Source organism: Streptomyces gardneri (assembly GCF_006539185.1).
GTDB lineage: Bacteria > Actinomycetota > Actinomycetes > Streptomycetales > Streptomycetaceae > Streptomyces > Streptomyces gardneri.
Map to the genome: position 1 here is coordinate 137,113 of NZ_BJMN01000007.1, position 24,417 is coordinate 161,529.

A 24,417-nucleotide genomic window follows, 5' to 3' on the forward strand; every position below is an offset into this window, starting at 1 on the left:
GGCTATTCAAGGAGTATGAGAAGGAAGCCTCTCCATGGCCTCGCCCCGGAACGACCGTAACACTCAGGCGGGCAGCAGGTCGCGTAGATTTTCCGGGGTGAACACGCGCGAGCCGGGGGCGAGGCTGTCCGGCCGTTCCAGACCGATGTACGTGACCGGGGCGTCCGGCACCGTCCGGCCGTCCCACAGTGTCGTCCGCGCCCCCGACTCCTGCATCAGCGACACGAGGTGACGGACTGTCAGAGAACTGCGCCCCATCAGGCCGCGCAGCAGGACCGCGATCGACACCCGGTGCTCTTCGACCTGGTTCGCCGACGGCTCGCCCTGCAGGTAGAGGTGGAGCCAGTGCGCGTGCCAGCGGCCCTCGTCGTCCCGGCGGAAGGCGAGCGGCAGCGCCACCCGGCCGGGGCCGCGCAGATCCGACTTCATGCGCACCGTACGCGGCTCGAACGGCCGGCCGCGCTGCTCGGACTCGCGCAGCATGAAGCCGAAGAAGCCCTCCGCCACCTGGTCGAAGCCCTCGCCCGAGTAGACGTGCACCTGCGGCACGATGAACGTGCCGCGTACCGCGCCGAGTCGCAGGTCGATGAACTCCGAAGCGCCGTCCGGGGCCGCGGTGACGTCACCCGAGTGCCGGCCCTCGACATCGGTCAGGGCCGTGTACGACAGCCAGGTCACGGTCGCGTAGTCCGCGTCCAGGACGAGCGCCGACAGATCGAGGTCGGTCGTGTGCCGCGCCTCCCTCCAGTGCGTGAAGAAGCGCAGCAGTTCGCCCTCGACCGGCGAGACGGAGCCGCGCGGCAGGACACCGAGCCCCGCCGAGGCCGCCCGGCCGCTCAGCGGCAGGGCCACGTCCAGGACGTCGGGGTCGATCAACAGGTGCCCCGGGGACGGGAGTCGGCGCCGGGTTTCGGCATCGAGGACCGCGACGAGCCGCTCGCGGTCGGCCTCATCCAGCGGCGGACGCGTGTCGTCGGCGACCCAGGCCTTGCCCTCCCGGTTCACGAACACCCGGCGCTCCCCGCCGCTCCCGCCCGCGCGGTTTCGGACGTGCTCGCGCACCGACAGGACGACCCGGCCCGACACCTCCGGCGCGGCCCGCTCGACGGCCGCGAGCACCGCCTCCCGCTCTTTGCCGTCCGCCGCGGTGCGCAGCAGCCGGTCCAGCGCGCGGAACAGCCGCCCCGGGGCGTGCGAGGCAAGGAGCTCCGCCGCTGCCACGACATCGCCCCGCGTGAGCAGTTCCTCCACGCGGCTGTCGAACGACGGGGCCTTCCGCTCGCCCCGGGCGACGGCGAACACCTCGGCGGCGTGCGGCCAGTGAGGGTACTCGTGGGGGTGCAGCCGCTCCCCGAGGCGCTTCCACGCCTCCGCGTGCGCGGACACGTCCGACAACTTGGCCGGGGACGCGGCCACGACCGCGTCGAGCCCCGCGAGAAGGGTGCGGCGGTACGGGCGGGACAGTGCGCGGAACCGGGTGGGCTCCCGCAGGGTGACATCGCCCTCCGCGAGGGCGCAGGCCAGCCGCAGGACGTCCGTCACGGTGTCGAACAGCGGAGTCGCGCCCGCCCGGAGTCGGGCGTGGTTGACGACGCCGCGGTTCTCCCGGACCGGGATCTCCTCGGGTTGGGGGCCGTCCGCGCCGTGCTCGGCCAGCACGGCCAGATCGCTCAGGTGCTCCTCGCCGAGCGGGGTCGTGCTCCCGGCCAGGGCCAGATAGAGCGCGGTGACCTCGGTCTCCCCGTCATCGCCGAGGTGCAGCACGGTCAGCCGGTCACCCGCCGCCGCGATCAGCTCGTCGTGCGCGGCGAGCATCTCCTCGTACGTGTGCCGGTACCGGCCGTACGAGGGGAGGGTCAGCAGATCGAGGACGCCCTCGCGCAGCTGGTCGAGCGTCCGGGCGCGGGCGTCGCCGTCGTCGAGCGTCTCGGCGACGCAGGCGATCCAGAATTCGAGCGTGTCCGGCACGTTGGCCGGGAAGTCGATGAAGTAGACGTTGTGCCGGACGTGGTCGCCGACGAGCTCGCGGACCGTGGCGAGCGTGCGGACGGCGGTCTCGACGACGGTCGGCTCGGCGAACCCCGAAAGGCGCTCGATCAGCTCGGCCGAGAGCTTGAACCCCGCGGTCATCAGGGCCGCGTCGAACCGGCGCGCGGCGGCGGCCCCGTCCCCGGCCGGGCCGGCGGGAGACGGGAGACGGTGGGTATGGCGGACGACCAGGTGTTCGAGAGCGTGGACCATACGGGCATGCTCGCAGCCGCCGACCGCCGACCGCACGGGGTTTTGTCCCACCGCCTCGGTCGGTCACCGCCGCCCGGTCGGGGGTGCTCCGGCTGCTGTCTCCGGTCAGGCGTCCGCGTCGCGCGCCGGGTTCCTCCGGAGCGAGGCGAGCAGGACCCGCTGGAGCTCCCGCGCCGCCCGGGGCGGCGCCACGTCGCTGCGGTGGGCCAGGGCGATAGTGCGGCGCAGGCCCGGCCGGGCGAGCGCCGTCACCCTCAGGTCGCGGCCCGCCCGCGCCGCGACCATCGCGGGGACGACCGCGAGCCCGAGCCCCGCACGGACGAAACCGAGCACCGCGTCCAGCTCCCCGCCCTCGACCGTGAAGGTGGGCTCGAAGCCCTCCGCACGGCAGGCCGCGACGGTCAGTTCCCGCAGGTCGTAACCGTGCCGGAACATCACGAGCGGCTGGTCCCGCAGGTCCTTGATCCGCACCGGCCGGGTCGGCGCGGGCGCCGAGGCCGAGGAGACCGCGACCAGGTCCTCCCGGAGCAGCTCGACCGTCGTGAGCGCCGGTGACGGTGACGGCAGCGGCAGGACGACGAGCGCCAGGTCGAGCGCCCCGCGCGCCAGCTCCCGTACGAGATCGTGCGAGCCGCCCTCCTCGATGAGGAGCTCGATCCCCGGGTGCAGGTCGTGGAAGGCGCGCAGCACGTCAGGAAGGAGCCCCGTGCACAGGCTCGGGGTCGCGCCGAGCCGCACCCGGCCCCGCTTGAGCTGCGCCAGCTCCTGCACCTCGAGCCGTGCCGTCTCGGTGTCGGCGAGGATGCGGCGCGCGAGCGGCAGCAGCGCCTCGCCCGCGTCGGTGAGCGTGATGTTCCCCCTGGCCCGGCTGAACAGCTCGGCGCCCAACTCCTGTTCCAGGGCCTTGATCTGCTGGGAGAGCGAGGGCTGTGAGACATGGACGCGCTCGGCCGCCCGCGTGAAGTGCCGGGTCTCGGCCACGGCGACGAAGTAGAGGAGCTGCTGGAACTGCATGACCCCAGCGTATGCGACATGGATAGGTGATGCCTATCGAGATCAGCCGCACCATGTCTTGGACCTCTGGGGTCCTTCGGCCCTAGCGTCGTGAGCATGGCTCTGGCACCCACGAGGGACCGGACGACGGGCCGCCCGCCGTCCCCCACACCGTCACGCGGATTCCTGTCATCGACCCTCGGCAAGAAGACGGTCATGGCCGTCAGCGGGCTGTTCATGCTCGGCTATCTCGTCGCCCATGTCGCCGGAAACCTGAAGGTCTTCTTCGGCCCCGAGGAGTTCAACGCCTACGGCCACTGGCTGCGGGTCATGGGCGCCCCCGTCCTGCACCACGAGTGGGCCCTCTGGCTCGTCCGGATCGTGCTCCTCGCCGCCGTCGGCGCCCACGCCGTCTCCGCCTACCAGCTCAGCCGGCGCGACGTGAAGGCCCGCCCCACCGCGTACGTCCACCGCCGCAAGCGCGCCTCGTACGCCACCCGCACCATGCGCTGGGGCGGCATCATCCTCGCCCTCTTCATCGTGTGGCACATCCTCGACCTCACCACCGGCACCGTTCATCCCGGCGGCTTCGAGGAGGGCAAGCCCTACCAGAACGTCGTCGACACCTTCTCCACCTGGTACGGCAACGTCATCTACATCGTCGCCATGCTCGCCGTCGGCCTCCACGTCCGCCACGGTTTCTGGAGCGCCGCCCAGACCCTGGGCGTCGGCAACGCCCGCCGCGAGCGACTCCTCAGGGTCCTCGCCAACACCCTCGCGCTCGTCCTGACCGCGGGCTTCGTCTCCGTCCCCGTCGCCGTCATGACCGGAGTGGTGAGCTGACATGACCTTTTCCGAGTACGCCACCGGTGAGCCGATCACCGACATCAAGGCCCCCGCCGGGCCCGTCGCCGAGCGCTGGGACACCCGCCGCTTCGAGGCCAAGCTGGTCAACCCCGCCAACCGCCGCAAGCACCGGATCATCGTCGTCGGCACCGGCCTCGCCGGCGGCTCCGCCGGCGCCACCCTCGCCGAACAGGGCTACCAGGTCGTCCAGTTCTGTTTCCAGGACTCCCCGCGCCGCGCCCACTCCATCGCCGCGCAGGGCGGCATCAACGCCGCCAAGAACTACCGCAACGACGGCGACTCCGTCCACCGGCTCTTCTACGACACCGTGAAGGGCGGCGACTTCCGGGCCCGCGAGTCCAACGTCCACCGCCTCGCCCAGATCTCCGTCGAGATCATCGACCAGTGCGTGGCCCAGGGCGTGCCCTTCGCCCGAGAGTACGGCGGACTCCTCGACACCCGCTCCTTCGGTGGCGTCCAGGTCTCCCGTACCTTCTACGCCCGCGGCCAGACCGGTCAGCAGCTGCTCCTCGGCGCCTACCAGGCGCTGTCCCGGCAGATCGCCGCCGGCAACGTCGAGATGCACGCCCGTACGGAGATGCTCGACCTGCTCGTCGTCGACGGGCGGGCCCGCGGCATCGTCGCCCGCGACCTGATCACGGGCGAGATCTCCACCCACTACGCCGACGCCGTCGTCCTCGCCAGCGGCGGCTACGGCAACGTCTTCTACCTGTCGACGAACGCGATGAACTCCAACGCCACCGCCGTCTGGCGGGCCCACCGGCGCGGCGCGTACTTCGCCAACCCCTGCTTCACCCAGATCCACCCCACCTGCATCCCGCGCACCGGCGACCACCAGTCCAAGCTGACCCTGATGAGCGAGTCCCTGCGCAACGACGGCCGCATCTGGGTCCCGAAGGCCAAGGGCGACACCCGTCCCGCGGCCGAGATCCCCGAGGACGAGCGCGACTACTACCTGGAGCGGATCTACCCCTCCTTCGGCAACCTCGTCCCCCGTGACATCGCCTCCCGCGCCGCGAAGAACGTCTGCGACGAGGGCCGCGGCGTCGGCCCCGGCGGCCAGGGCGTCTATCTCGACTTCGCCGACGCCATCCGCCGCATGGGCAGGGGAGCGGTCGAGGAGAGGTACGGCAACCTCTTCGACATGTACGCGCGGATCACCGCGGAGAACCCGTACGAGGTCCCCATGCGGATCTACCCCGCCGTGCACTACACGATGGGCGGACTCTGGGTCGACTACGACCTGCAGACGACCGTCCCCGGCCTCTTCGCGATCGGCGAGGCCAACTTCTCCGACCACGGGGCCAACCGGCTCGGCGCCTCCGCCCTGATGCAGGGCCTCGCCGACGGCTACTTCGTCCTCCCCGCCACCATCAACGACTACCTCGCCCGCCATCCCCACGCCGAGCCGGTCACCGACGAGCACCCGGCGGTACGCGACGTCCTCGCCGAGACCGAGGACCGGCTGAACCTCCTCCTCGCCGTCGACGGCGACCGCACCCCCGACTCCTTCCACCGCGAACTCGGCGAACTCATGTGGGAGTTCTGCGGCATGGCCCGCACGGAGACGGGCCTGCGCAAGGCCCTCGCCCGCATCCCGCAGATCAGGGAGGAGTTCTGGCGCCGGGTCAAGGTCCCCGGCACGGGCGAAGAGTTCAACCAGTCCCTGGAGAAGGCCAACCGCATCGTCGACTATCTGGAGCTGGCCGAACTGATGTGCCTCGACGCGCTCCACCGCGCCGAGTCCTGCGGCGGCCACTTCCGCGAGGAGTCCCAGACGCCGGACGGCGAAGCGGCGCGCCGCGACGAGGAGTTCGCGTACGTGGCGGCCTGGGAATTCCGGGGGTCCGGGGGTCTCCCCCCGGGAGAGCACGGCACGGCGCCGGGCACCTCACCCGTCCTCCACAAGGAGGACCTCACCTTCGAGTCCGTCCACCCCACCCAGCGGAGCTACGCATGAAGCTCACCCTGCGCGTCTGGCGCCAGCGCGACGCCGCCGCCCCCGGCGCCATGTCCACCTACGACGTCGACGGCATCTCCGCCGACATGTCGTTCCTGGAGATGCTCGACACCCTCAACGAAGCGCTCATCCTGCGCGGCGAGGACCCCGTCGCCTTCGACCACGACTGCCGCGAGGGCATCTGCGGCGCGTGCAGCCTCGTCATCAACGGCGACGCGCACGGCCCCGAGCGCACCACCACCTGCCAGCTCCACATGCGCTCCTTCCGCGACGGCGACACGATCGACATCGAGCCCTGGCGCGCGGCGGCCTTCCCCGTCGTCAAGGACCTCGTGGTCGACCGCTCGGCCTTCGACCGCGTCATCCAGTCCGGCGGCTACATCAGCGCCCCCACGGGCTCGGCACCCGAGGCCCACGCGACCCCCGTGCCGAAGGCCGACGCCGACTCGGCCTTCGAGCACGCGGAGTGCATCGGCTGCGGGGCCTGCGTGGCGGCCTGCCCCAACGGCTCGGCGATGCTCTTCACCTCGGCCAAGATCAACCACCTCAACGTCCTCCCGCAGGGCTCTCCGGAACGCGAGACGAGGGTCCTCGACATGGTGGCCCAGATGGACGCGGAGGGCTTCGGCGGCTGCACGCTGACGGGGGAGTGCGCGACGGCCTGTCCGAAGGGCATCCCGCTGCCGTCGATCACGGCGATGAACAGGGAGTGGCTGCGGGCGCGGAGGAAGGTGAAGGGGTAGGGCATCCGGACAGTCTTGCGACGTGGGCTCCGCCACACGGCGGGCCCTGCGGCGAAAGATCATTCACAAAATGATCACTTTCTCCGTAAGATCTTCGCTCAGGGGTGTCGCCTGCCACCCGGACAGCAAGATCAACTCCGTTCAACTCTGTACATTTTGTTGCAAGTTGTCCACTTCGTAGCCAACCGACGTCCGGCGATTTCCGCCCCGCCCCCACCCCCGGGTAGTGATGGGCGCTGCCGGGGGCATATGACCAAACCCCCGGTCGCACAGACCAACTAGGGGGTTTCATGTCCCACATCACCCGCCGCCGGGCTCTCGGCGTCGCGGCAGGCGCCGCCGGCGCCGCCGCGGGCCTCGCCCTGGCCGGCTCCGCCGTCGCCGACGCTCCCCGAGCCGCCGCTCCCGCGGCCGGCCCGGCCCCGGCGCCCTTCGACGAGGTCTATCAGGGCCGCCGCATCCAGGGCGGGCCCGCGCACGGCGGAGGCCACCACGGGGGGCACCACGGAGGCGGCTACTCCGTGACGATCGACGGCGAGGAGCTGCACGTCATGCAGAACGCCGACGGCACCTGGATCAGCGTCATCAACCACTACGAGCCCGTCGCCACGCCCAAGTCGCTGGCCCGCGCGGCCGTCCGCGAACTCCAGGGCGCCCCGCTCGTACCCCTCACCCTCGGCTGATCGATCCAGGAACGGCACCCGTCATGACCGTACGCAAGAACCAGGCCTCCCTCACCGCCGACGAGAAGCGGCGCTTCGTCAACGCCCTCCTGGAGCTCAAGCGCTCCGGGCGGTACGACACCTTCGTCACCACGCACAACGCCTTCATCATGAGCGACACCGACAACGGCGACCGCGTCGGCCACCGCTCGCCGTCGTTCCTGCCCTGGCACCGGCGCTTCCTCATAGAGTTCGAGCAGGCGCTGCAGTCCGTCGACCCGACCGTCAACCTCCCCTACTGGGACTGGACGGCCGACCGCACCTCCCGCTCCTCGCTGTGGGCGCGCGACTTCCTCGGCGGCACCGGGCGCGCCCGCGACGGCCAGGTGCTCGACGGCGCGTTCGCCCGCAGCGGCAACCGCTGGACGATCAACGTCCGCGTCGACAGCCGCGACTACCTCCGGCGCGACCTCGGCGCCGGCGGCCGCCAGCTCCCCACCCGCGCCGAGGTGGACTCCGTCCTCGCCATGGAGACCTACGACACGGCGCCGTGGAACAGCTCGTCGGACGGCTTCCGCAACCACCTCGAAGGGTGGCGCGGTGTGAACCTCCACAACCGCGTCCACGTCTGGGTCGGCGGCCAGATGGGCACCGGGGTCTCCCCGAACGACCCCGTGTTCTGGCTGCACCACGCCTTCATCGACAAGCTGTGGGCCGACTGGCAGGCCCGCCACCCCAAGTCCTCGTACCTGCCGGCCGCGGGCACCGCGAACGTCGTCGACCTCGGCGACACCATGCGTCCGTGGAACGACGTGACCCCGGCGGACATGCTGGACCACACCCGCCACTACACCTTCGACACGGCAGCCTGACCCCGCCGGACCCGGGCCTCGGCTCCGTCGGCCCCGATCCCGCCGGACGGACCTCAGGACCGTCCGGCGGGCCCCAGGGCCCGGAGCAGATACGGCGCGGTGCGGCTCTCCGCGGCCCGCGCCACCCGGTCCGGGGGGCCCGCGGCCACGATCCGGCCGCCCTCGTCGCCGCCGCCCGGGCCCAGGTCGAGGACCCAGTCGGCGGTGGCGACCACGTCCATGTCGTGCTCGACGACGATCACGGAGTGGCCCGCGTCCACGAGGCCGTGGAGCTGGCGCATGAGGACCTCGACGTCCGCTGGGTGCAGCCCCGTCGTCGGCTCGTCGAGCACGTACAGCGTCGCGGAGCGGCGCGGGCGCTGGAGCTCCGAGGCGAGCTTGATGCGCTGCGCCTCGCCGCCGGACAGCTCCGTCGCCGGCTGCCCGAGCCGCAGATAGCCGAGGCCCACGTCCAGCAGCGTCCGCAGGCTCCGGGCGGCGGCCGGGATGTCGTCGAAGAACTCCGCGGCCGACTCGACGGTGAGGTCAAGGACCTCGGCGATGGTGAGCCCGCGCCACCGCACCCGGAGCGTCTCCGGGTTGTACCGGGCGCCGTGGCAGTCGGGGCAGGGCGCGTAGGTGCTCGGCAGGAAGAGGAGCTCCACCGACACGAAGCCCTCCCCCTGGCAGGTCTCGCAGCGTCCGCCGGGGACGTTGAAGGAGAAGCGGCCCGCCTTGTATCCGTGCTCCTTCGCCTCCGCCGTCTCGGTGAAGAGCTTCCGCACGACGTCGAACAGTCCTGTGTAGGTGGCGAGGTTGGAGCGCGGGGTCCGCCCGATCGGGCGCTGGTCCACCGTCACCAGGCGCCCCACCCCGGGGAGTTCCTCGGTCAGCGCGCCGACGAGCGTCGACTTGCCCGAACCCGACACGCCCGTCACGGCGGTGAGGACACCGAGGGGGAAGGCCGCGTCGACCGCCCGCAGATTGTGCCGGGTCACCGGCCCCGTACGCAGCCAGTCCGCCGGGACCCGCACCGTCCGCGCGGGAACCGGTTCCCGGTCGAAGAGGAACCGCCGGGTCGCGGACGCCTCGACGGCCGCCAGCCCCTCCGGCGGACCGCTGTGCAGGACGCGCCCGCCGTGCACCCCGGCCCGCGGCCCGACGTCGACGAGCCAGTCGGCGTGGCGGACGACGTCGAGGTGGTGCTCGACGACGAAGACCGAGTTCCCGGCGGCCTTCAGCCGGTCGAGGACCACGAGGAGCGCCTCGGTGTCGGCCGGGTGCAGACCGGCGGACGGCTCGTCGAGCACGTACACGACGCCGAAGAGTCCCGAACGCAACTGGGTGGCGAGCCGCAGCCGTTGAAGCTCGCCGTTGGAGAGGGTGGGGGTGGCGCGGTCCAGGCTGAGGTAGCCCAGGCCGAGTTCGGTGACCGTCGCGATCCGGGCGACGAGATCCTCGGTGAGGACCCGCGCCGTCTCCGCGCCCTCCACCGGCGTCGCCGAGAGGAGCCCGGACAGGACCGTCAGCGGAAGCGCGGCCAGCTCGGCGATCGACCGCCTCGCGAAGGTCACCGCGAGCGCCTCCGGACGCAGCCGGCTGCCGCCGCACACAGGACAGGGCGCGCTCGTCAGGAAGCGCTCCGCCTTCGCCCGCAGCGTCGTGCTCTTCGAGTCCGCGAAGGTGCGCAGCACGTACCGCCGTGCACTCATGTACGTCCCCTGGTAGGGGCGTTGGATGCGATCCGCCTCCCGCACCGGGTGCACGGTGACGACCGGCTGCTCCTCGGTGAAGAGGATCCACTCCCGGTCCTTCGCGGCCAGCTCGCGCCACGGCCGGTCGACGTCGTACCCGAGGGTGTCCAGGACGTCCCGCAGGTTCTTCCCCTGCCAGGCGCCCGGCCAGGCCGCGATGGCGCCTTCACGGATGGACAGGTCCCGGTCGGGGACGAGGAGTTCCTCGCTCGTCTCGTGGACCCGGCCGATGCCGTGACACGAAGGGCACGCGCCCGTCGCCGTGTTGGGGGAGAAGGCGTCGGAGTCCAGGCGCGCGGCGCCCTCCGGGTAGCGGCCGGCCCGCGAGAACAGCATCCGCAGCGAGTTGGAGAGCGTCGTCACCGTACCGACGGAGGAGCGGGCGTTCGGCGAGGACCGGCGCTGCTCCAGGGAGACCGCCGGGGGCAGCCCGCTGATCTCGCCGACCGCCGGCGCCCCCACCTGATGGATCAGCCGCCGCGCGTACGGCGCGACCGATTCGAAGTAGCGCCGCTGCGCCTCCGCGTAGATCGTCCCGAAGGCGAGCGAGGACTTGCCCGAACCGGAGACCCCGGTGAAGGCGACGAGCGCGTCGCGCGGGATGTCGACGTCGACCCCGGCGAGGTTGTGCTCGCGGGCGCCGCGGACACGGACGTACGGATCCTGGGGGCTGTCTTGCATGCGTCGATATTAGCTACGGCTTCCTGTTTGCCCCGGTCGGGTGGGTGGGGCGGGGGAGCCGTGCCCCTGCCGGGCACCGCCCATCCGGGGGTCGCGCGGGGCGTGTGAAGCGTCCGCCTGGCGGACGGCGAATGGCGAAATGTGCACGGTCCGCACCACTTGACGGGCGCGACCACCCTCCACCGCGTCCCCGCGCGGGCCGGCTCGTCGGACCGGCCCCGCGAGGCCGGGCACCGTCACCCACCTCGGCTCGCGTCCCGGCGCACCGATCGGCGGACACCGGACCGGCGGCACGGCGGCGGCTCCCCGGCCGGGCCGGAGACCACGGAACGCCCCGTCGAAGTTTGACCGGTTCTGGCAGGTCTCGGACGGACATCCTCCGGTGGATTCTGTAGCTCCGCGCAATCCCGGCTCGTAGGAGGAAACGCATGCCCGTCATCTCCGCCACCCGTACCGACGCGATCGTCACCGCCTGGCTCCAGGGCGCCGAGACGGCCTTCGGCGCCGACAACCCGGCCGGACCGCTCTACGTGGGCGGTGCGGCCGGAGAGGCCGCCCTGACCGACGCCACCGAGGCGCTGCTCACCGGGTGCAGCAGCTGTACCGGTTCGTGGCACAGCTACTGCTGCTGACGAACCGCCGTACGGCACAGCACCTCACGCACCACCCGGGGAGCCCGCACGGGCTCCCCGGCCCGCGTCACCACGGCAGGCCGGATCACGGGCACCAGGCGTCAGGAGAGGACTCAGCATGGGGGAACCGGTGGCAGCGGCCCGCTCGGCCGATGGAGCGCCGCCCGAGGGATGGTTCGCCGCACCGGTGAACACCTTCGTGGGCCCGCTGTTCGCGGAGCTGGACGACCGGATCCCGCAGACCGCCGGGCTTGCCGCCGACGAGCGGGCGGTGCTGCGCGAGGCGACGCGCGAGGCCCTCGGCCGCACCCTGCAGCTCCGCCTCAACCGGGTGCTCCTCCTGGAGCTGAGGGCCGCCGCCCTGGCCGGCGAACTGCCCGGAGCGGACTCGGCCGCCCGCTGGGACTCCTTCCTCCGGCACGCCTCCGCTCCCGCGTTCACCGAGACCCTGCACCGGCGGTACCCGGCCCTGCTCGACCGGGTCTTCGCCTCCGGGCGCCTCCTGATCGAGGGCGCGCTGGAACTGGGCACACGGCTCGCCACGGACCGGGAGGCCGTCGCAGGCCTGCTCGGCGGCGACCCGGGCCCCCTGCGCGGCCTGGAGCTCGCCCGCGGGGACACGCACCACGGAGGGCGCGCGGTGGCCCGGGTGCTCTTCGAGACCGGCAGCGTCATGTACAAGCCGCGGCCGACGGAGGTGGACGCGGCGCTGCGCTCCTTCGTCGCCGCCGTCCCCGGCGCCGAGGACCTGGGCGTGCCGAGGGTCGCGGTCAAGGACGGCTACGGCTGGGCCGAACACCTCGGGCACCACTACTGCCGGGACGAGGCGGAACTCGCCCGCTTCTACCGTGCCCTGGGCGGCTGGCTCGCGGTGATGCGACTCCTCGGCGGAACCGACCTGCACGCCGAGAACCTCGTGGCCCACGGCCCGGTGCCCGCCGTGGTCGACGCCGAGGCCCTGTTCACGCCCGACGTCGAGGTTCCGCCGAGCGGGCGCGGCGACGCCGTCGACCGGGCGGCCCGGACCATCCGCAACACGGTGCTGCGCACCGGCATCCTCCCGCTCCGCACCGACGGCTACGCCCTCGCCGGCGTGGACCTCTCGGCCGCGGGCGGTCTGCCCGGCCAGCAGCCGCAGATCCGTGTCCCGGTCATCGCGGACGGAGGGCTGGACACCGCCCGCATGGAGATCGGTGTCGTGGACCTGCCGCCGGCCGGCAACCACCCCAGCCCCGAGCCCGTGCTGATCCGCCACTGGGACCAGGTGCTGACCGGATTCGACAGGCTCACCGGGGCGCTGGCGAATCTCGACGCGGGCGGCGAACTCGGCACGCTGATGAAGGTGTTCGACGGCTGTCAGGTCCGCAGGATCCGACGGCCCACGCAGACGTACACGGACATCGGCCGGATGCTCTGGCACCCGGCTTCGCTGCACGACCCCGAAGCCGCCCTGGCGCGGGCCCGGGACATCCTCCACCGCAACGCCCTCGCCGCCCCGGGTGCGCCCCGCGAACCCGCGGTGATCGACGGGGAGATCGCGGACCTGCTGACCGGTGACGTCCCCGTGTTCGGCGAGCGGGTGGACGGACAGCGGCTGACCGCCTTCCTGACCGGCTGGCGGCAGGCGGACCTCACCCGCGAGCGCGACACTATCCGCAGCGCGCTGGTCGGCGCCTATCTGAACGAACGGCAGCTCCCCGACCGGGTACGGACACCGGCCCGGTCTCCGAGCGCCGAGGACCTGGACCGGCGCCGCCGGACCCTGGCGGCCGCGGCCGTGGACACGATCTGCGCGGCGGCCGTGCGCGGGACCGACGCCACCGCGACCTGGATCAGTCCGGTGCTCACCGACTACGGCTGGGCCGTCCGCCCGCTCGGCGCGGACCTCTACACCGGCCAGGGCGGCGTCGCCCTCGCCCTCGCGGAGTACCTGCGGGAGCAGCGGGCGGGGCGGGCCGACCCGGTGGCCGACGTCGAGCCCGTGCTGGCCGGCACCCTGGAGGTGCTGGCCGCCACCGAGGACACCATGCCGACCCGCCAGCTCGGCGGGTTCACCGGGCTTGCCTCGCAGGTGTGGACCTGGGCTGCCCTCCACCGTGTCCTCGGGACGCCCGGGCTGCTCGACCGGGCCCGCGCCAGGGCCGCGCTGCTGACCCCGGAGGTCGTCGCCGAGGACCGGGCCCTCGACGTGCTCGGTGGTGCGGCCGGGGTGATCGTCCCCCTGCTCGACCTCGCCGAACTCACCGGCCAGGAGCGGTGGGTGGACGTCGCCGCCGAAGCCGGGCGCCGACTGGAACGGACCGCGGTGGTCGACGACCGCGGAGCGCGGTGGTCCACGGTCATGTTCCCGGAGGGCATCGGCGGATTCGCCCATGGCGCCACCGGCGCCGGCTGGGCGCTCACCCGGCTCGCCCTCTCCGCCGCCGGGAGCACGGCCGACCGGCGCCGCTGGCACGAACTGGGCTCCCTCGCCCATGACTTCGAGGAGTCCCTGTACTCGCCGGGGGTACGTGCCTGGGCCGACGCGCGGGTCGGCGGAGACGTCGACCATCCCACCGCGTGGTGCCACGGCAGCACGGGCATAGGCCTGGCCGCGATCGATCTCCACGGGCGCACCGGCGACCCCCGCCATCTCGACACCGCGCTCCGCTCGGCACCGGCGGGCCTGCGCGAGGGCTTCGGCTGGAGCCACACCCTCTGCCACGGCGACCTCGGACTCTGGGAACTCCTCCACCGCCTGCGCGGACTGACGGGGTACGAGGGGCCGTCCGCCGCCGAGGCCGACGCGGAGTTGCTCACCGGAATCGAGCAGCGCGGTCCGGTCGGCGGCCTCGCCAAGGAGGCGTTCGCACCGGGGCTGCTCCCGGGGCTGGCCGGAGTGGTCCACCAGCTGCTGCGGATGCACCAGGACGCCCGGCTGAGCTCTCCACTCCTCCTGGCTCTCCCGGCTCCTACGCTGGGACCGTGACACGAGACAACCGGCCGTTGGCCGTCTTCGACCTGGACAACACCCTCTCCGCGACCGCCCATCGCCAGCACTTCCTGGAGGGGCGGCCCAAGAACTGGGACGGCTTCTTCGCGGCGGCGTCCGACGATCCGCCGCTGGAGGTGGGCGTCGCGCTGTGCCGGAAGGCGGCGGAGGAGTGCGAGGTGGTCTACCTGACCGGGCGGCCGGAGCGGTGCCGCCGGTCGACCGTGGCCTGGCTGGCGGCACAGGGCCTGCCGGAGGGGCGGATCCACATGCGGAGCAACCGTGACTTCCGGCCGGCCCGGGTGACCAAGGTGGAGGTCCTGCGGCGGCTGGCCGCCGACCGCGAGGTCCGGATGCTCGTCGACGACGACGTGCTGGTGTGCGACGCGGCGGAGGCGGCCGGGTTCCGCGTCGTACGCGCCGGTTGGGCGGCCCCGTCGGAGGCGCTGAGGGACGCCCAGGAGAAGGAGGGCCGGACCTGATCCGGGCCTGGTCCCGGTCCTGGTCCCGGTCCTGATCCCGGGCCTGATCCTGGACGTGGACACGGGCCTGATCCCGGGCCTGACGCCGGATCTGGCCCAGGGCGGCATGGCCCCGGGCCCGGTTCCGGCCCTCGGTCAGGCCGCCTCGTCCTCCAGGCGGAAGCCCACCTTCAGCCCGACCTGGTAGTGCTCGATGGCGCCGTCGACGATGTGCCCGCGGACCTGCGTGACCTCGAACCAGTCGAGGCCCCGCAGCGTCTGGGAGGCGCGGTTGATGCCGTTGCGGATGGCTTCGTCGACGCCTTCGGTGGAGGTCCCGACGATCTCGGTGACGCGGTACGTGTGATTCGACATGGGGGCCGAACTCCTCTCGGTGCGTCCCTCCACCGTGCCCCAGGCCGCGTCGGCGCGCGACAGGACTGCCGCCGTACGACGCGCGGTCGATTACCGAGGGTAATGATCATGGCCTGCTGTCCGGAGGCCGGAACGGGATGGTCAAGGACTTGACCACTTCGTTGGTCCAGACCAGAATCCAGGCCACATACCCGCGCGAACACCCCGTTCGGTCCCCCCACGTCGGGTCAGCCCCCAATGCCGCACGAACCTGTGCAGAACCCGCAGAAGGTGACCTACGTGAAGAACCGCCATCTCGCCTGCCCCTTGGCAGCCGCCACCGCGCTCGCGCTCGCCGGGTGCGGGATGCTGCCGGGCGGGGGCCAGACGAAGACCGTCAACATCTGGCTCATGCGGGACAGCGCCAGCGAGGACTTCCTCACGCGATTCACCGAGGCCTACGAGGAGGAGCACGACGGGGTCGACCTCAACATCACCATCCAGGACTGGACCGGCATCGGGAAGAAGGTCACCGAGGCCATCGAGGGCTCCGGCGGACCCGACGTCATCGAGGTCGGCAACACCCAGGTCGCCCAGTACGCCGACACCGAGAAGCTCTACGACCTCACCCTGGAGTCCGTGCGCGACCTCGGCAGCGAGGACTGGCTGCCCGGTCTCGCCCAGCCGGGCAGCATCGGCGGGTCCCAGTACGGCATTCCCTGGTACGCGGCCAACCGCATCGTCATCTACAACAAGGACCTGTTCCGGGACGCCGGCATCGACAAGCCCCCGGCCACCCAGGCCGAGTGGCTCGCCGACACCGAGAAGCTCAACCGCGGCGGCACCCAGGGCATCTACCTCGCGGGCCAGGACTGGTACACCCTCTCCGGCTTCATCTGGGACGAGGGCGGCGAACTCGCCGTCGACAAGGGCGGCGAGTGGACCGGCGCCCTCGGCAGCCCCGCGGCCCTGCGCGGCATGGACTTCTACAAGAAGCTCCAGTCCCTCGGCAACGGCCCCAAGAACGCCGACGAGCAGAACCCGCCGCAGGCCGACGTCTTCGCCAAGGGCGACGTCGCCCAGATCATCGCCACGACCAGCGCCGTCGCGCCGATCCTCAAGGCCAACCCTGACCTCAAGGACAAGCTCGGCTACTTCGCGATACCCGGAAAGAAGGCCGACCAGCCCTGCGTCGTCTTCACCGGCGGCTCCGACCTCATCATCCCGGAGAACGCTCCCCAGCGCGGCGCCGCCCTCGACGTCGTCAAGGCGCTCGCCGGCGAGAAGTGGCAGACCGAACTCGCCCGCGCCATGGGATACGTGCCCAACAAGAAGGGGCTCGCCTCCGTCGTCTCCGGCCAGGAGGCGACCGCCGTCATGGCGGCGGCCGCCGCACGCGGCCGGGCCACCCCCAACTCCCCGCAGTGGGCGAACGTCGAGGGCGACAACCCCATCAAGCCGTACATGACGGCCGTCCTCCAGGGCGAGGACCCGAAGGAGGCCGCCGAGAAGGCCTCGGCGGAGATCTCGGACACGCTCGCCGAATAGCATTCAGCGTTCGCACATCCGCGAGCCCCCGGACGGTCATGTCGAATCCAGCCGGTGACGGAAGAAGTAAGGAGCCGGGCCACCGCTCACGCGGCCCGGTCCCGCACCTTCCCCTTCCGTCCGCCGGAGGAGCCCGACATGACCGCACCGTCGCCCACGCTCGCCGTCCCCGCCGGAGCCCTCGCCACCGGGGCCGTTCCCGTCGGGGCGGTATCCGTCCCCGCCCAGCCCCAGCCCCAGCCCCGCACCGAGCAGCCCACGCCCCGGTACGTCGTCGGACTCGCCCGTGACCAGGAGGACGTACGGGCCGCCCAGCGGCTGCGCCACCAGGTCTTCGCCGGCGAACTGGGCGCCCGGCTCGACGGCCCCGAGCCCGGCCTCGACTCCGACGCCTTCGACGCGTACTGCGACCACCTGCTCGTCCGGGACGAGGCCACCGGCGAGGTCGTCGGCACCTACCGGATCCTGCCGCCCGAGCGGGCCGCCGTCGCCGGCCGCCTCTACTCCGAGAGCGAGTTCGACCTCACCCGACTCGCCCCCGTCCGCCACGACCTCGTGGAGGTCGGCCGGTCCTGCGTCCACCCCCTCCACCGCAACGGCGCCGTCATCTCCCTCATCTGGGCCGGCCTCGCCCGCTACATGACCCGGACCGGCCACAACTGGCTCGCCGGCTGCTGCTCGATCCCCCTCGCCGACGGCGGCACCCTCGCCGCCTCCACCTGGGACACCGTCAAGGCCAAGCACCTCGCCCCCGAGGAGTACTGGGTCACCCCGCACAGGCTCTGGAACGCCGACGGCATCGCCCGCCCCGAAGGCCGCACCGAACTCCCGCCCCTGCTGCGCGGCTACCTCCGCCTCGGCGCCTGGGTCTGCGGCGCCCCCGCCCACGACCCCGACTTCGGCGTCGCCGACCTGTACGTCCTGCTCTCCCTGCGCCGCACCAACCCGCGCTACCTCAACCACTTCCTGTCGCTCGCCCCCGCCCCGTGACCGGCTCCACGGCACCCTCGCCGTGGCTCCCCACGGCGCCCTGCACCCCGGGCCGCTGCGCCGCCCACCCGGACCCGGCGGCCGACCGCACGGCCCTCGCGGCGGGCGCCGCCCTGGCCTCGGCGCGGCTGGCCGCCGGGATCGGCGCGGTCCTCATCGGCGTCCTGTGCGTGCCGGCCGCCCGACTCCTGCCGACGCCGGTGCGGCTCGCCCTCGTCCGGTACTGGGTGCGGGCCGTGGTCCGCGCCTTCGGCGTGCGCGTCCGCTTCGCGGGGCTCCCCGCCCCGGCCGACAGGCCGCTCCTGGTCGTCGCCAACCACGTCTCCTGGCTGGACATCCCGCTCCTCGCGGCCGTCCTGCCCGGCCGGATGGTCGCCAAGACCGAGGTCCGGCAGTGGCCGGTCCTCGGCGCGCTCGCCGTGCTCGGCGGGACCCTCTTCATCGACCGGGACCGGCTCAGGGCCCTGCCCGGCACCGTGCGGGCGATGGCCGCGGTGCTCGCGGGCGGCGGCCGGGTGATCGTCTTCCCCGAGGGGTCGACCTGGTGCGGACGGGCCGGGGGCCGCTTCCGGCCGGCCGCGTTCCAGGCCGCGCTGGACGGCGGGGCCGACGTCCAGCCCGTACGGATCGACTACCGGCCCACCGACGCCGCCGCCTACGTCGGGGACGACCCGCTGGGCGCCTCCCTGTGGCGGCTCGCAGCCACCCGCGGAGTCACCGCCGACGTGACGACACTGGAACCGATACCGGGCGCCCGGTACCCGGACCGCCGCTCCCTGGCCGCCGCGGCTCAGCGGGCCGTCGCGAGCGAGAGTGCGAACCTGCCCTCGTCGTCCGTCCACCAGCGGGACAGATCGAGCCCCGCCTCCGCCAGCTCGTCCCGCACTCCCGCCTGACGGAACTTCGCCGACACCTCCGTCCGTACCTCCTCGCCCGCGGCGAAGGGCACCACGAGGTCCAGCTCCGGGATCTTCACCGTGAGCGCGTGCCGCGCGCGCAGCCGCATCTCGATCCACTCGCGGTCCCGGTCCCAGACCGCCACGTGGTCGAAGTCGCCCGGATCCGCGTCGGCGCCGAGCTCCCGGTCGATCACGGACAGGACGTTCTTGTTGAACGCCGCCGTCACCCCGGCCGCGTCGTCGTAGGCGGCGACGAGCGTCTCCTCGTCCTTCACCAGGTCCGTGCCGAGCAGCAGCGCGTCGCCCGGGGTGAGCATCGCCCGGACCGAGCGCAGGAAGGTCCGCCGCTCGGCGGGGAGCAGATTGCCGATCGTGCCGCCGAGGAACGCCACCAGGCGCGGACCGGGCATCCCCGGCAGCGCGAGCCCCCGGGTGAAGTCGGCGACCAGGGCGTGCACCCGCAGCTCAGGACGGTCCGCGAGCAGCGACTCGGCCGCCCCGGTCAGCGCGGACTCGCTCACGTCCACGGGCACGTAGCCGTCCAGACCGGGAAGGAGCGCGTCGATCAGGAACCGGGTCTTCTCGGAGGATCCGGAACCCAGCTCGACCAGGGTCCTGGCCCCGGTCGCCGCGGCGATCTCCGGCGCCCGGGCGATCAGGATCTCCCGCTCCGCCCGGGTCGGGTAGTACTCGGGCAGCCGGGTGATCTCCTCGAACAGCTCGCTGCCCCGCGCGTCGTAGAACCACTTCGGCGGCAGGGTCTTGGGGGAGCGGGACAGCCCGTGGAGGACGTCGGCGCGCAGATCGGCGCCCGCGGCGTCCGGGGCGAGGGTACGGGTCAGCTGGAACGGGCTCACGCGGACGGCTCCTTGAGCGGGGTGAGGGTGACGTCGCCGCGGTCGGCGGTCACGAGCGTGTGCTCGGGGACCTCGCGCCACCGCGGATCGTCGTCGTACGGTTCGGAGGCCACGACCACGCGGTCGGGGCCCGTCAGGTACCAGAGGCTGTTCCCCCATCTCGTCGCGGTGACGGTCGTGCCGTCGGTGAGCAGCACGTTCAGCGAGGATCCTGGAGCCGCGGCGGCGGCCTCGCGCACGGTGTCGGCCAGGGCCGTCCCCGGGGCGTCCCCGGCCCGCAGCCGGTGCAGCACGAGCGCCCACAGGAGCGCCGAGTCGGTGCGCGCCTCCAGCCGCAGCAGCGCCTCGGCCGGGAGTGCGCCGGCCAGGGCGGCCAGCGACTCGGCCCAGCCGGTGACGGCGCCGTTGTGGCTGAAGAGCCAGGGGCCGGCGGTGAACGGAGCGGTCGCGGCCTCCCCGTCGGCGCCGGCCAGGGTGGCGCCCCGTACCGCCGCGAGCAGCGCCCCGGTGCGGACCACCCGGGCGAGGTCCGCGAAGGAGAGGTCGCCCCAGATGGGCGCCGCGCGCCGGTAGCGCGCGGGCACCGGATCGCCCTCCGCGTACCAGCCCACCCCGAAGCCGTCGGCGTTCACGACACCGCTCGTCTGGTGACGCGGTTCCCAGGACTGCCGCAGCAGGGCGTGCTCGGGCCGGACCAGCAGCTCTCCCAGCGCCACCGGCCTTCCCACGTACGCCAGATGACGGCACATCAGTCGAACTCCGCGGTCCGAGCCGTGCGGAAGCCCGAGAAGATCTGGCGCCGCACCGGCAGGTCCCAGTTGCGGAAGGTGCCCCGGCAGGCGACCGGGTCCACCGCGAACGAGCCGCCCCGCAGCACCTTGTGCTCGGGCCCGAAGAACACCTCCGAGTACTCCTTGTACGGGAAGGCCGTGAAGCCCGGGTACGGCAGGAAGTCGCTCGCCGTCCACTCCCACACGTCACCGATCAACTGCCGCACCCCGAGCGGCGAGGCGCCCTCCGGATAGCTGCCCGCTGCCGCCGGCCGCAGGTGCCGCTGCCCGAGGTTCGCGTGCTCGGGACCGGGATCGGCGTCGCCCCACGGATAGCGGCGCGAGCGCCCCGAGACCGGGTCGTGGCGGGCGGCCTTCTCCCACTCGGCCTCGGTGGGGAGCCGGCGTCCGGCCCAGCGCGCGTAGGCGTCCGCCTCGTACCAGCTCACGTGCAGGACCGGCTCCTCCGGGGGTACGGGCTCGGTCACCCCGAAGCGGCGGCGCAGCCACTGCCCGCCGTCCCGGCGCCAGAACAGTGGCGCCCCGATGCCGTGCTCCCGGATCTGCGCCCAGCCCTCGGGCCGCCACCAGCGCCGGTCCGTGTACCCGCCGTCCGCCATGAACGCCAGATAGGCGCCGTTCGTGACGGGGGTGGTGTCGAGGAAGAAGCCCGGAACGATCCGGGCGTGGGCCGGGCGTTCGTTGTCGAGGGCCCACGGCTCTTCGGAGGTGCCCATGGTGAACGGGCCGCCCGGGACGAGGACTTCGGGAGGGAGCGGCCCGGACCGCGAGACCGGCGGCGGGGGCGCGGTGAGCGCCGCCGGACCCCGGCGCAGCTGATGGGTGATCAGCATGGTCTCGTCGTGCTGCTGTTCGTGCTGGGCGATCATGCCGAACGCGAAGCCGTCGTCGAGCAGCGGCCGCCCCTCCAGCGGGGCGCTCTCCAGCACGTCGAGGATCCGCAGGCGCACGTCCGCCGCATAGGCGCGGGCCTCGCCCGGCGGGAGCAGCGGGAGCGAGGGGCGGCTGGCGCGCGGGTGCTCGAAGGCGTCGTAGAGGGAGTCGATCTCCGGCCGCAGCGCGTCCCGCCCGGCGACGGCCCGCCACAGCCACTGCTCCTCCTGGTTGCCGATGTGTGCCAGGTCCCAGACCAGCGGCGACATCAAGGGCGAGTGCTGGGCGGTGAGTTCCTCGTCGTCGACGCAGGAGGTGAGGAGGGCCGTGCGCTCGCGCGCGGCGGTCAGGGCGGCCAGGGCCCGCGCGCGCAGCGCCTCCGGATCGACGGGATCGACGGGATCGACAGGATCGACCGGATCGACGGGATCGACGGGATCGACCGGATCGATCGCGGGGGCCTGTTCGGTCCCGGTGGCCCGATGGGTCCCGGTCATGACGTCACCACCTGAAGCTCGTCGGCCGGGCAGCCCCCGGGGATCACGTACCTCTCCTGGAAGGCGGCGACGGACCGGCGCACCTCCTCGCTCGCCCCGATCCGGGGCAGCGCCGCGAGAGCGGCCGAGAAGACCGCGCGGGCCGCGGTGTGCAGCCCGGGATCGGTGAGGCCGTCCCGCGCCGCCGCCAGCCACAGCGGATTGCGCGGCGCCGGCCCCGGACCGGCCCGCTCCGCGAGGGGTTCGACCGCCCGGTGGACGGTCTCCGCCGCCTCCGGGTCCTCGAAGACGGCCGTCGTCACGGCCACCGGCACCATCCAGCCGTCCGGGCCGGGCTGCGCGTCGATCATCCGCAGCTCCAGATGGCCGCGCGGCCGGACCGGCGGGAAGAGCGTCGTCACGTGGTAGTTCAGATCGTCGAGGCCCGCGGGCCGGGGGTGACCGGTGCGCAGCCACTCGCGGAAGGTCAGCCCCTCCGGCACCGCCCACGGCCCCTCGTCGGCCCGCACGCACAGCACAGGGGTGTCCAGGACGTGCGCGGTCCACTCGTCGCGGGGTTTCCCGTCCGGCGGCGGCGCGAGGGCCCGCCGCGGGTCGAGGTTCGTCCACAGCGCCTGACGCGTCGAGCGCCAGCCGGTCCGACGGCCGCCGTGCACCGGGGAGTTGGCGAAGACCGCCACGAGCACCGCGCCGAGGACATGGGCCAGCCGCCAGCGCCGGTGGTAGCCGAGCGGACCCGGCTCGTCGAGCCCGGCGTCGAGACAGACCTGCACGGAGGCCGAGTCGCACATCATCGCCCGCCCGGCCGGCCCCGTGCGGTCGAGCGCGATCTCCATGGCGTCGTACCGCGGCTCGTGGAGCACCCGGCCGCGCGGCGCGTGCCACGGGTCCACCCCGTAGCCGTTCAGGGTGAGACCGAGCGGTCCGAGCGCCTCCCGCACCACGCGCAGATCGGCGGCGAGCGAGTCGAGACACTCCATGAGCGACCCGGCCGGACGCGAACTGAGCTCCAGCTGACCGCCCGGTTCGAAGGTGAGCGACGAGACCAGCGGCAGGGACCGCACGGTGTCGAGCGCGGCGGCCAGTCTCGGCGGCCGTACGGGCAGACGCGGGTCGCGCAGATCATGGACGAGCCACTCCAGCTCGGCCCCGACCGTGCGGGGCGGACCTGTCTTGAAACAGATGCCGCGCAGCAGTTCCTCCGCCTCCGACTCGGTGAGTGGGGGGCCGCCACGCGGTGTGCCGCTCGCTGCCATCCGTGCACCTCCTGATCCACTGGACAGGCCCGGAAGGGCTGGCCCCGGATGCCGCTGCTTCCACCTAAAGCCACTGCCGACCCGCGTGCAAGAGCGCCTCACAGTGACCGCACGCGCCCCCTGCGCCCCCATTGGCCCGAAACTTCCCCCGGCGGTGGAAACCTCGGAAAATCCGTTGTCCCCGCCCAGGGGAAACGATCATGCTGGCGGCCATGAGTGCACGACTGCGCGAGATCGCCCGGAGGACCGAGGAGATCGTGGCCGCGGGCGGATACCGGGCCCCCGACGGCCGGACCGTCTCCCTCACGGAAGACCTGACCGCCGCCCTGGCCGGAACCCGCCTCCACGGACCCGAGCCCGTCCCCGTCACCCCCGACACCGACCGCACGGCCACCCTGGACGTCACGGGGGAGAGCAGCCTGGCCGCCGCGCGCCGGATGGTCTCCGCCGACCCCGCCCGCCCGGTCGCCGTCCTGAACTTCGCCTCCGCCCGCAACCCCGGCGGCGGCTACCTCAACGGCGCCCAGGCCCAGGAGGAGGCGCTCTGCCGGGCCTCCGCCCTCCACGCCACGCTGCTGCGCGCCCCCGGCTACTACGCCCACCACCGTGCGGACCCGGACGTGTTCTACACCGACCGGGTCATCCACTCGCCCCGGGTACCGGTCTTCCGCGACGAACGCGGCGCGCTGCTCGACGAGCCGTTCACGGTCGGCTTCCTCACCTCGCCCGCCCCCAACGCGGGCGTCGTCCGCCGCCGCACTCCCGAACGGGCCGTGCAGCTGCCGGCGGCGCTGGCAACCCGCGCCGAAAGGGTCCTGGAGACGGCGGCAGCGGCCGGCTACCGACGGCTCGTCCTCGGAGCCTGGGGCTGCGGGGTGTTCCAGAACGATCCGACGGTGGTCGCCGGCGCCTTCGGAGCGCTGCTCAGGGGTGACGGCCGGTTCGCCGGCCACTTCGAGGAGATCGTCTTCGCCGTCCTGGACCGCTCCTCCGGCGCGCCGACGCTCGCCGCCTTCGCCAGGGTCCTCGCCAGTCCCGTCTGACATGCGGCTTTCGTCCCCCCGTGCGAGGCTGAGGGCATACGGACCACAGTCCGAGACCCCTTCATGGGAGGCACGATCGTGGGCAAGAAACAGACCCGGACCAACCGAGGCGCCCGTACCGGCGGTCATGAGCACCGCACCGAGGCGGCCGCGAAGGAAAAGACGGCGGCGACCCCCACGAGAGAGCCCCAGATGCCCCTCGTGGAGCACGCGTCCCACCGCAAGGAACGGAAGTTCGGCCACAACTGAGGCCCGGACGCAGCCGACGCCGAAGCGCGGCTGACGCCAAGGGGCAACCGAGGCCGGCGCACACCTGAGGCCAGGCCTCCACCCAGGCCAGGGGATCGCACGAACGGGCCCGGCGCCGTGACGGCACCGGGCCCGTCGCGCGGGGCCGACCGCATCGGCCGACCCGCGCACTCACTCACCGCGTCGGCCACACCATGTCGGCTGCACCGCGTCGGCTACTCCGTGTCGACGACTCCGTGTCGGG

Annotated in this window: 21 protein-coding genes; 13 read left to right on the forward strand and 8 right to left on the reverse strand. The window is 73.0% G+C overall.

What is annotated here, in order from left to right:
• Positions 1–63 precede the first annotated feature (63 nt).
• Both SGA01_RS05940 and SGA01_RS05945 read right to left on the reverse strand, forming a co-directional pair.
• Positions 64–2,241, reverse strand: a complete 2,178-nt coding sequence (locus tag SGA01_RS05940; protein ID WP_141294006.1) for a TerD family protein — start codon at positions 2,239–2,241, stop codon at positions 64–66.
• 105 nt (positions 2,242–2,346) lie between these two features.
• The gene (locus tag SGA01_RS05945; protein ID WP_141294008.1) at positions 2,347–3,255 is read right to left on the reverse strand and encodes a LysR family transcriptional regulator; all 909 of its coding nucleotides are present in this window, start codon (positions 3,253–3,255) and stop codon (positions 2,347–2,349) included.
• Positions 3,256–3,351: 96 nt separating this feature from the next.
• On the opposite strand from SGA01_RS05945, the gene SGA01_RS05950 reads away from it, so the two are divergent.
• The 5 genes from SGA01_RS05950 to melC2 all read left to right on the forward strand — a co-directional run bounded on the left by SGA01_RS05950 (position 3,352) and on the right by melC2 (position 8,338).
• A complete protein-coding gene (locus SGA01_RS05950; protein WP_141294010.1) occupies positions 3,352–4,077 on the forward strand; it encodes a succinate dehydrogenase in 726 nt (241 codons plus the stop codon).
• A gap of 1 nt (position 4,078) precedes the next feature.
• The gene (locus SGA01_RS05955; protein WP_141294012.1) at positions 4,079–6,061 is read left to right on the forward strand and encodes a fumarate reductase/succinate dehydrogenase flavoprotein subunit; all 1,983 of its coding nucleotides are present in this window, start codon (positions 4,079–4,081) and stop codon (positions 6,059–6,061) included.
• Positions 6,058–6,804, forward strand: coding sequence for a succinate dehydrogenase/fumarate reductase iron-sulfur subunit (locus SGA01_RS05960; RefSeq protein WP_141294014.1), 747 nt, complete (start codon positions 6,058–6,060; stop codon positions 6,802–6,804). Before SGA01_RS05955 ends, SGA01_RS05960 begins: the two co-directional genes overlap by 4 nt.
• Before the next feature lie 290 nt (positions 6,805–7,094).
• Complete coding sequence (gene melC1 / locus SGA01_RS05965) at positions 7,095–7,487, forward strand: apotyrosinase chaperone MelC1 (protein WP_141294016.1); 393 nt, start codon at positions 7,095–7,097, stop codon at positions 7,485–7,487.
• A 23-nt stretch (positions 7,488–7,510) separates the two neighbouring features.
• Positions 7,511–8,338 carry a tyrosinase MelC2 gene (melC2, locus tag SGA01_RS05970; protein WP_141294017.1) on the forward strand — a complete coding sequence of 276 codons (828 nt, stop codon included), beginning with the start codon at positions 7,511–7,513 and terminating at the stop codon, positions 8,336–8,338.
• 53 nt (positions 8,339–8,391) lie between these two features.
• On the opposite strand, the gene SGA01_RS05975 is transcribed toward melC2, so the two are convergent.
• Complete coding sequence (locus tag SGA01_RS05975; protein ID WP_141294019.1) at positions 8,392–10,752, reverse strand: ATP-binding cassette domain-containing protein; 2,361 nt, start codon at positions 10,750–10,752, stop codon at positions 8,392–8,394.
• Positions 10,753–11,180: 428 nt separating this feature from the next.
• Between SGA01_RS05975 and SGA01_RS05980 the strand changes: the two genes are divergently transcribed.
• The 3 genes from SGA01_RS05980 to SGA01_RS05990 all read left to right on the forward strand — a co-directional run bounded on the left by SGA01_RS05980 (position 11,181) and on the right by SGA01_RS05990 (position 14,837).
• Positions 11,181–11,384, forward strand: coding sequence for a DUF6229 family protein (locus SGA01_RS05980; RefSeq protein ID WP_055639995.1), 204 nt, complete (start codon positions 11,181–11,183; stop codon positions 11,382–11,384).
• 118 nt (positions 11,385–11,502) lie between these two features.
• Positions 11,503–14,352 (forward strand): type 2 lanthipeptide synthetase LanM family protein, encoded by a 2,850-nt coding sequence (locus SGA01_RS05985; RefSeq protein WP_141294021.1) that lies wholly within the window; start codon positions 11,503–11,505, stop codon positions 14,350–14,352.
• The gene (locus SGA01_RS05990) at positions 14,349–14,837 is read left to right on the forward strand and encodes a phosphatase domain-containing protein (protein ID WP_141294023.1); all 489 of its coding nucleotides are present in this window, start codon (positions 14,349–14,351) and stop codon (positions 14,835–14,837) included. The genes SGA01_RS05985 and SGA01_RS05990 overlap by 4 nt, the downstream gene beginning before the upstream one ends.
• A gap of 135 nt (positions 14,838–14,972) precedes the next feature.
• On the opposite strand, the gene SGA01_RS05995 is transcribed toward SGA01_RS05990, so the two are convergent.
• The gene (locus SGA01_RS05995; RefSeq protein WP_055639992.1) at positions 14,973–15,191 is read right to left on the reverse strand and encodes a dodecin; all 219 of its coding nucleotides are present in this window, start codon (positions 15,189–15,191) and stop codon (positions 14,973–14,975) included.
• A gap of 279 nt (positions 15,192–15,470) precedes the next feature.
• Here SGA01_RS05995 and SGA01_RS06000 point away from each other — a divergent pair, with 279 nt between their 5' ends.
• From SGA01_RS06000 to SGA01_RS06010, 3 genes are all read left to right on the forward strand, one after another.
• The gene (locus SGA01_RS06000; protein ID WP_141294025.1) at positions 15,471–16,718 is read left to right on the forward strand and encodes an extracellular solute-binding protein; all 1,248 of its coding nucleotides are present in this window, start codon (positions 15,471–15,473) and stop codon (positions 16,716–16,718) included.
• A gap of 138 nt (positions 16,719–16,856) precedes the next feature.
• Complete coding sequence (locus SGA01_RS06005) at positions 16,857–17,708, forward strand: GNAT family N-acetyltransferase (RefSeq protein WP_141294027.1); 852 nt, start codon at positions 16,857–16,859, stop codon at positions 17,706–17,708.
• Positions 17,705–18,604 (forward strand): lysophospholipid acyltransferase family protein, encoded by a 900-nt coding sequence (locus SGA01_RS06010; RefSeq protein WP_141294029.1) that lies wholly within the window; start codon positions 17,705–17,707, stop codon positions 18,602–18,604. Before SGA01_RS06005 ends, SGA01_RS06010 begins: the two co-directional genes overlap by 4 nt.
• On the opposite strand, the gene egtD is transcribed toward SGA01_RS06010, so the two are convergent.
• From egtD to egtA, 4 genes are read right to left on the reverse strand one after another with little or no spacing between them, the layout of a single operon-like run.
• On the reverse strand, positions 18,499–19,464 hold the full coding sequence (gene egtD / locus SGA01_RS06015) for an L-histidine N(alpha)-methyltransferase (protein WP_141294031.1): 966 nt from the start codon (positions 19,462–19,464) through the stop codon (positions 18,499–18,501). The two genes, SGA01_RS06010 and egtD, sit on opposite strands and share 106 nt — an antisense overlap.
• Positions 19,461–20,213, reverse strand: coding sequence for an ergothioneine biosynthesis protein EgtC (gene egtC / locus SGA01_RS06020; RefSeq protein WP_141294033.1), 753 nt, complete (start codon positions 20,211–20,213; stop codon positions 19,461–19,463). The genes egtD and egtC overlap by 4 nt, the downstream gene beginning before the upstream one ends.
• Positions 20,213–21,625: an ergothioneine biosynthesis protein EgtB gene (gene egtB / locus SGA01_RS06025; RefSeq protein WP_174867214.1), complete on the reverse strand. Its 1,413-nt coding sequence runs from the start codon at positions 21,623–21,625 to the stop codon at positions 20,213–20,215. Before egtB ends, egtC begins: the two co-directional genes overlap by 1 nt.
• On the reverse strand, positions 21,622–22,881 hold the full coding sequence (egtA, locus tag SGA01_RS06030; protein WP_141294035.1) for an ergothioneine biosynthesis glutamate--cysteine ligase EgtA: 1,260 nt from the start codon (positions 22,879–22,881) through the stop codon (positions 21,622–21,624). Before egtA ends, egtB begins: the two co-directional genes overlap by 4 nt.
• A 212-nt stretch (positions 22,882–23,093) precedes the next feature.
• Between egtA and SGA01_RS06035 the strand changes: the two genes are divergently transcribed.
• Together SGA01_RS06035 and SGA01_RS06040 are read left to right on the forward strand one after the other, a co-directional pair.
• Positions 23,094–23,924 carry a TIGR02452 family protein gene (locus tag SGA01_RS06035; protein WP_141294037.1) on the forward strand — a complete coding sequence of 277 codons (831 nt, stop codon included), beginning with the start codon at positions 23,094–23,096 and terminating at the stop codon, positions 23,922–23,924.
• Between the two features lie 78 nt (positions 23,925–24,002).
• The gene (locus tag SGA01_RS06040; protein ID WP_223834493.1) at positions 24,003–24,173 is read left to right on the forward strand and encodes a hypothetical protein; all 171 of its coding nucleotides are present in this window, start codon (positions 24,003–24,005) and stop codon (positions 24,171–24,173) included.
• Positions 24,174–24,417 lie beyond the last annotated feature (244 nt).

Excerpts from the sequence above, each read along its gene's own strand:
- melC2 (WP_141294017.1), top strand. The coding sequence starts at position 7,511 with ATGACCGTACGCAAGAACCAGGCCTCCCTCACCGCCGACGAGAAGCGG.
- SGA01_RS05975 (WP_141294019.1), bottom strand. The coding sequence starts at position 10,752 with ATGCAAGACAGCCCCCAGGATCCGTACGTCCGTGTCCGCGGCGCCCGC.
- SGA01_RS05945 (WP_141294008.1), bottom strand. The coding sequence starts at position 3,255 with ATGCAGTTCCAGCAGCTCCTCTACTTCGTCGCCGTGGCCGAGACCCGG.
- SGA01_RS05960 (WP_141294014.1), top strand. The coding sequence starts at position 6,058 with ATGAAGCTCACCCTGCGCGTCTGGCGCCAGCGCGACGCCGCCGCCCCC.
- SGA01_RS06005 (WP_141294027.1), top strand. The coding sequence starts at position 16,857 with ATGACCGCACCGTCGCCCACGCTCGCCGTCCCCGCCGGAGCCCTCGCC.
- egtC (WP_141294033.1), bottom strand. The coding sequence starts at position 20,213 with ATGTGCCGTCATCTGGCGTACGTGGGAAGGCCGGTGGCGCTGGGAGAG.
- egtA (WP_141294035.1), bottom strand. The coding sequence starts at position 22,881 with ATGGCAGCGAGCGGCACACCGCGTGGCGGCCCCCCACTCACCGAGTCG.
- SGA01_RS05985 (WP_141294021.1), top strand. The coding sequence starts at position 11,503 with ATGGGGGAACCGGTGGCAGCGGCCCGCTCGGCCGATGGAGCGCCGCCC.
- SGA01_RS05940 (WP_141294006.1), bottom strand. The coding sequence starts at position 2,241 with ATGGTCCACGCTCTCGAACACCTGGTCGTCCGCCATACCCACCGTCTC.
- SGA01_RS05980 (WP_055639995.1), top strand. The coding sequence starts at position 11,181 with ATGCCCGTCATCTCCGCCACCCGTACCGACGCGATCGTCACCGCCTGG.
- egtB (WP_174867214.1), bottom strand. The coding sequence starts at position 21,625 with ATGACCGGGACCCATCGGGCCACCGGGACCGAACAGGCCCCCGCGATC.
- SGA01_RS05950 (WP_141294010.1), top strand. The coding sequence starts at position 3,352 with ATGGCTCTGGCACCCACGAGGGACCGGACGACGGGCCGCCCGCCGTCC.
- SGA01_RS06035 (WP_141294037.1), top strand. The coding sequence starts at position 23,094 with ATGAGTGCACGACTGCGCGAGATCGCCCGGAGGACCGAGGAGATCGTG.
- SGA01_RS05955 (WP_141294012.1), top strand. The coding sequence starts at position 4,079 with ATGACCTTTTCCGAGTACGCCACCGGTGAGCCGATCACCGACATCAAG.
- melC1 (WP_141294016.1), top strand. The coding sequence starts at position 7,095 with ATGTCCCACATCACCCGCCGCCGGGCTCTCGGCGTCGCGGCAGGCGCC.
- SGA01_RS05995 (WP_055639992.1), bottom strand. The coding sequence starts at position 15,191 with ATGTCGAATCACACGTACCGCGTCACCGAGATCGTCGGGACCTCCACC.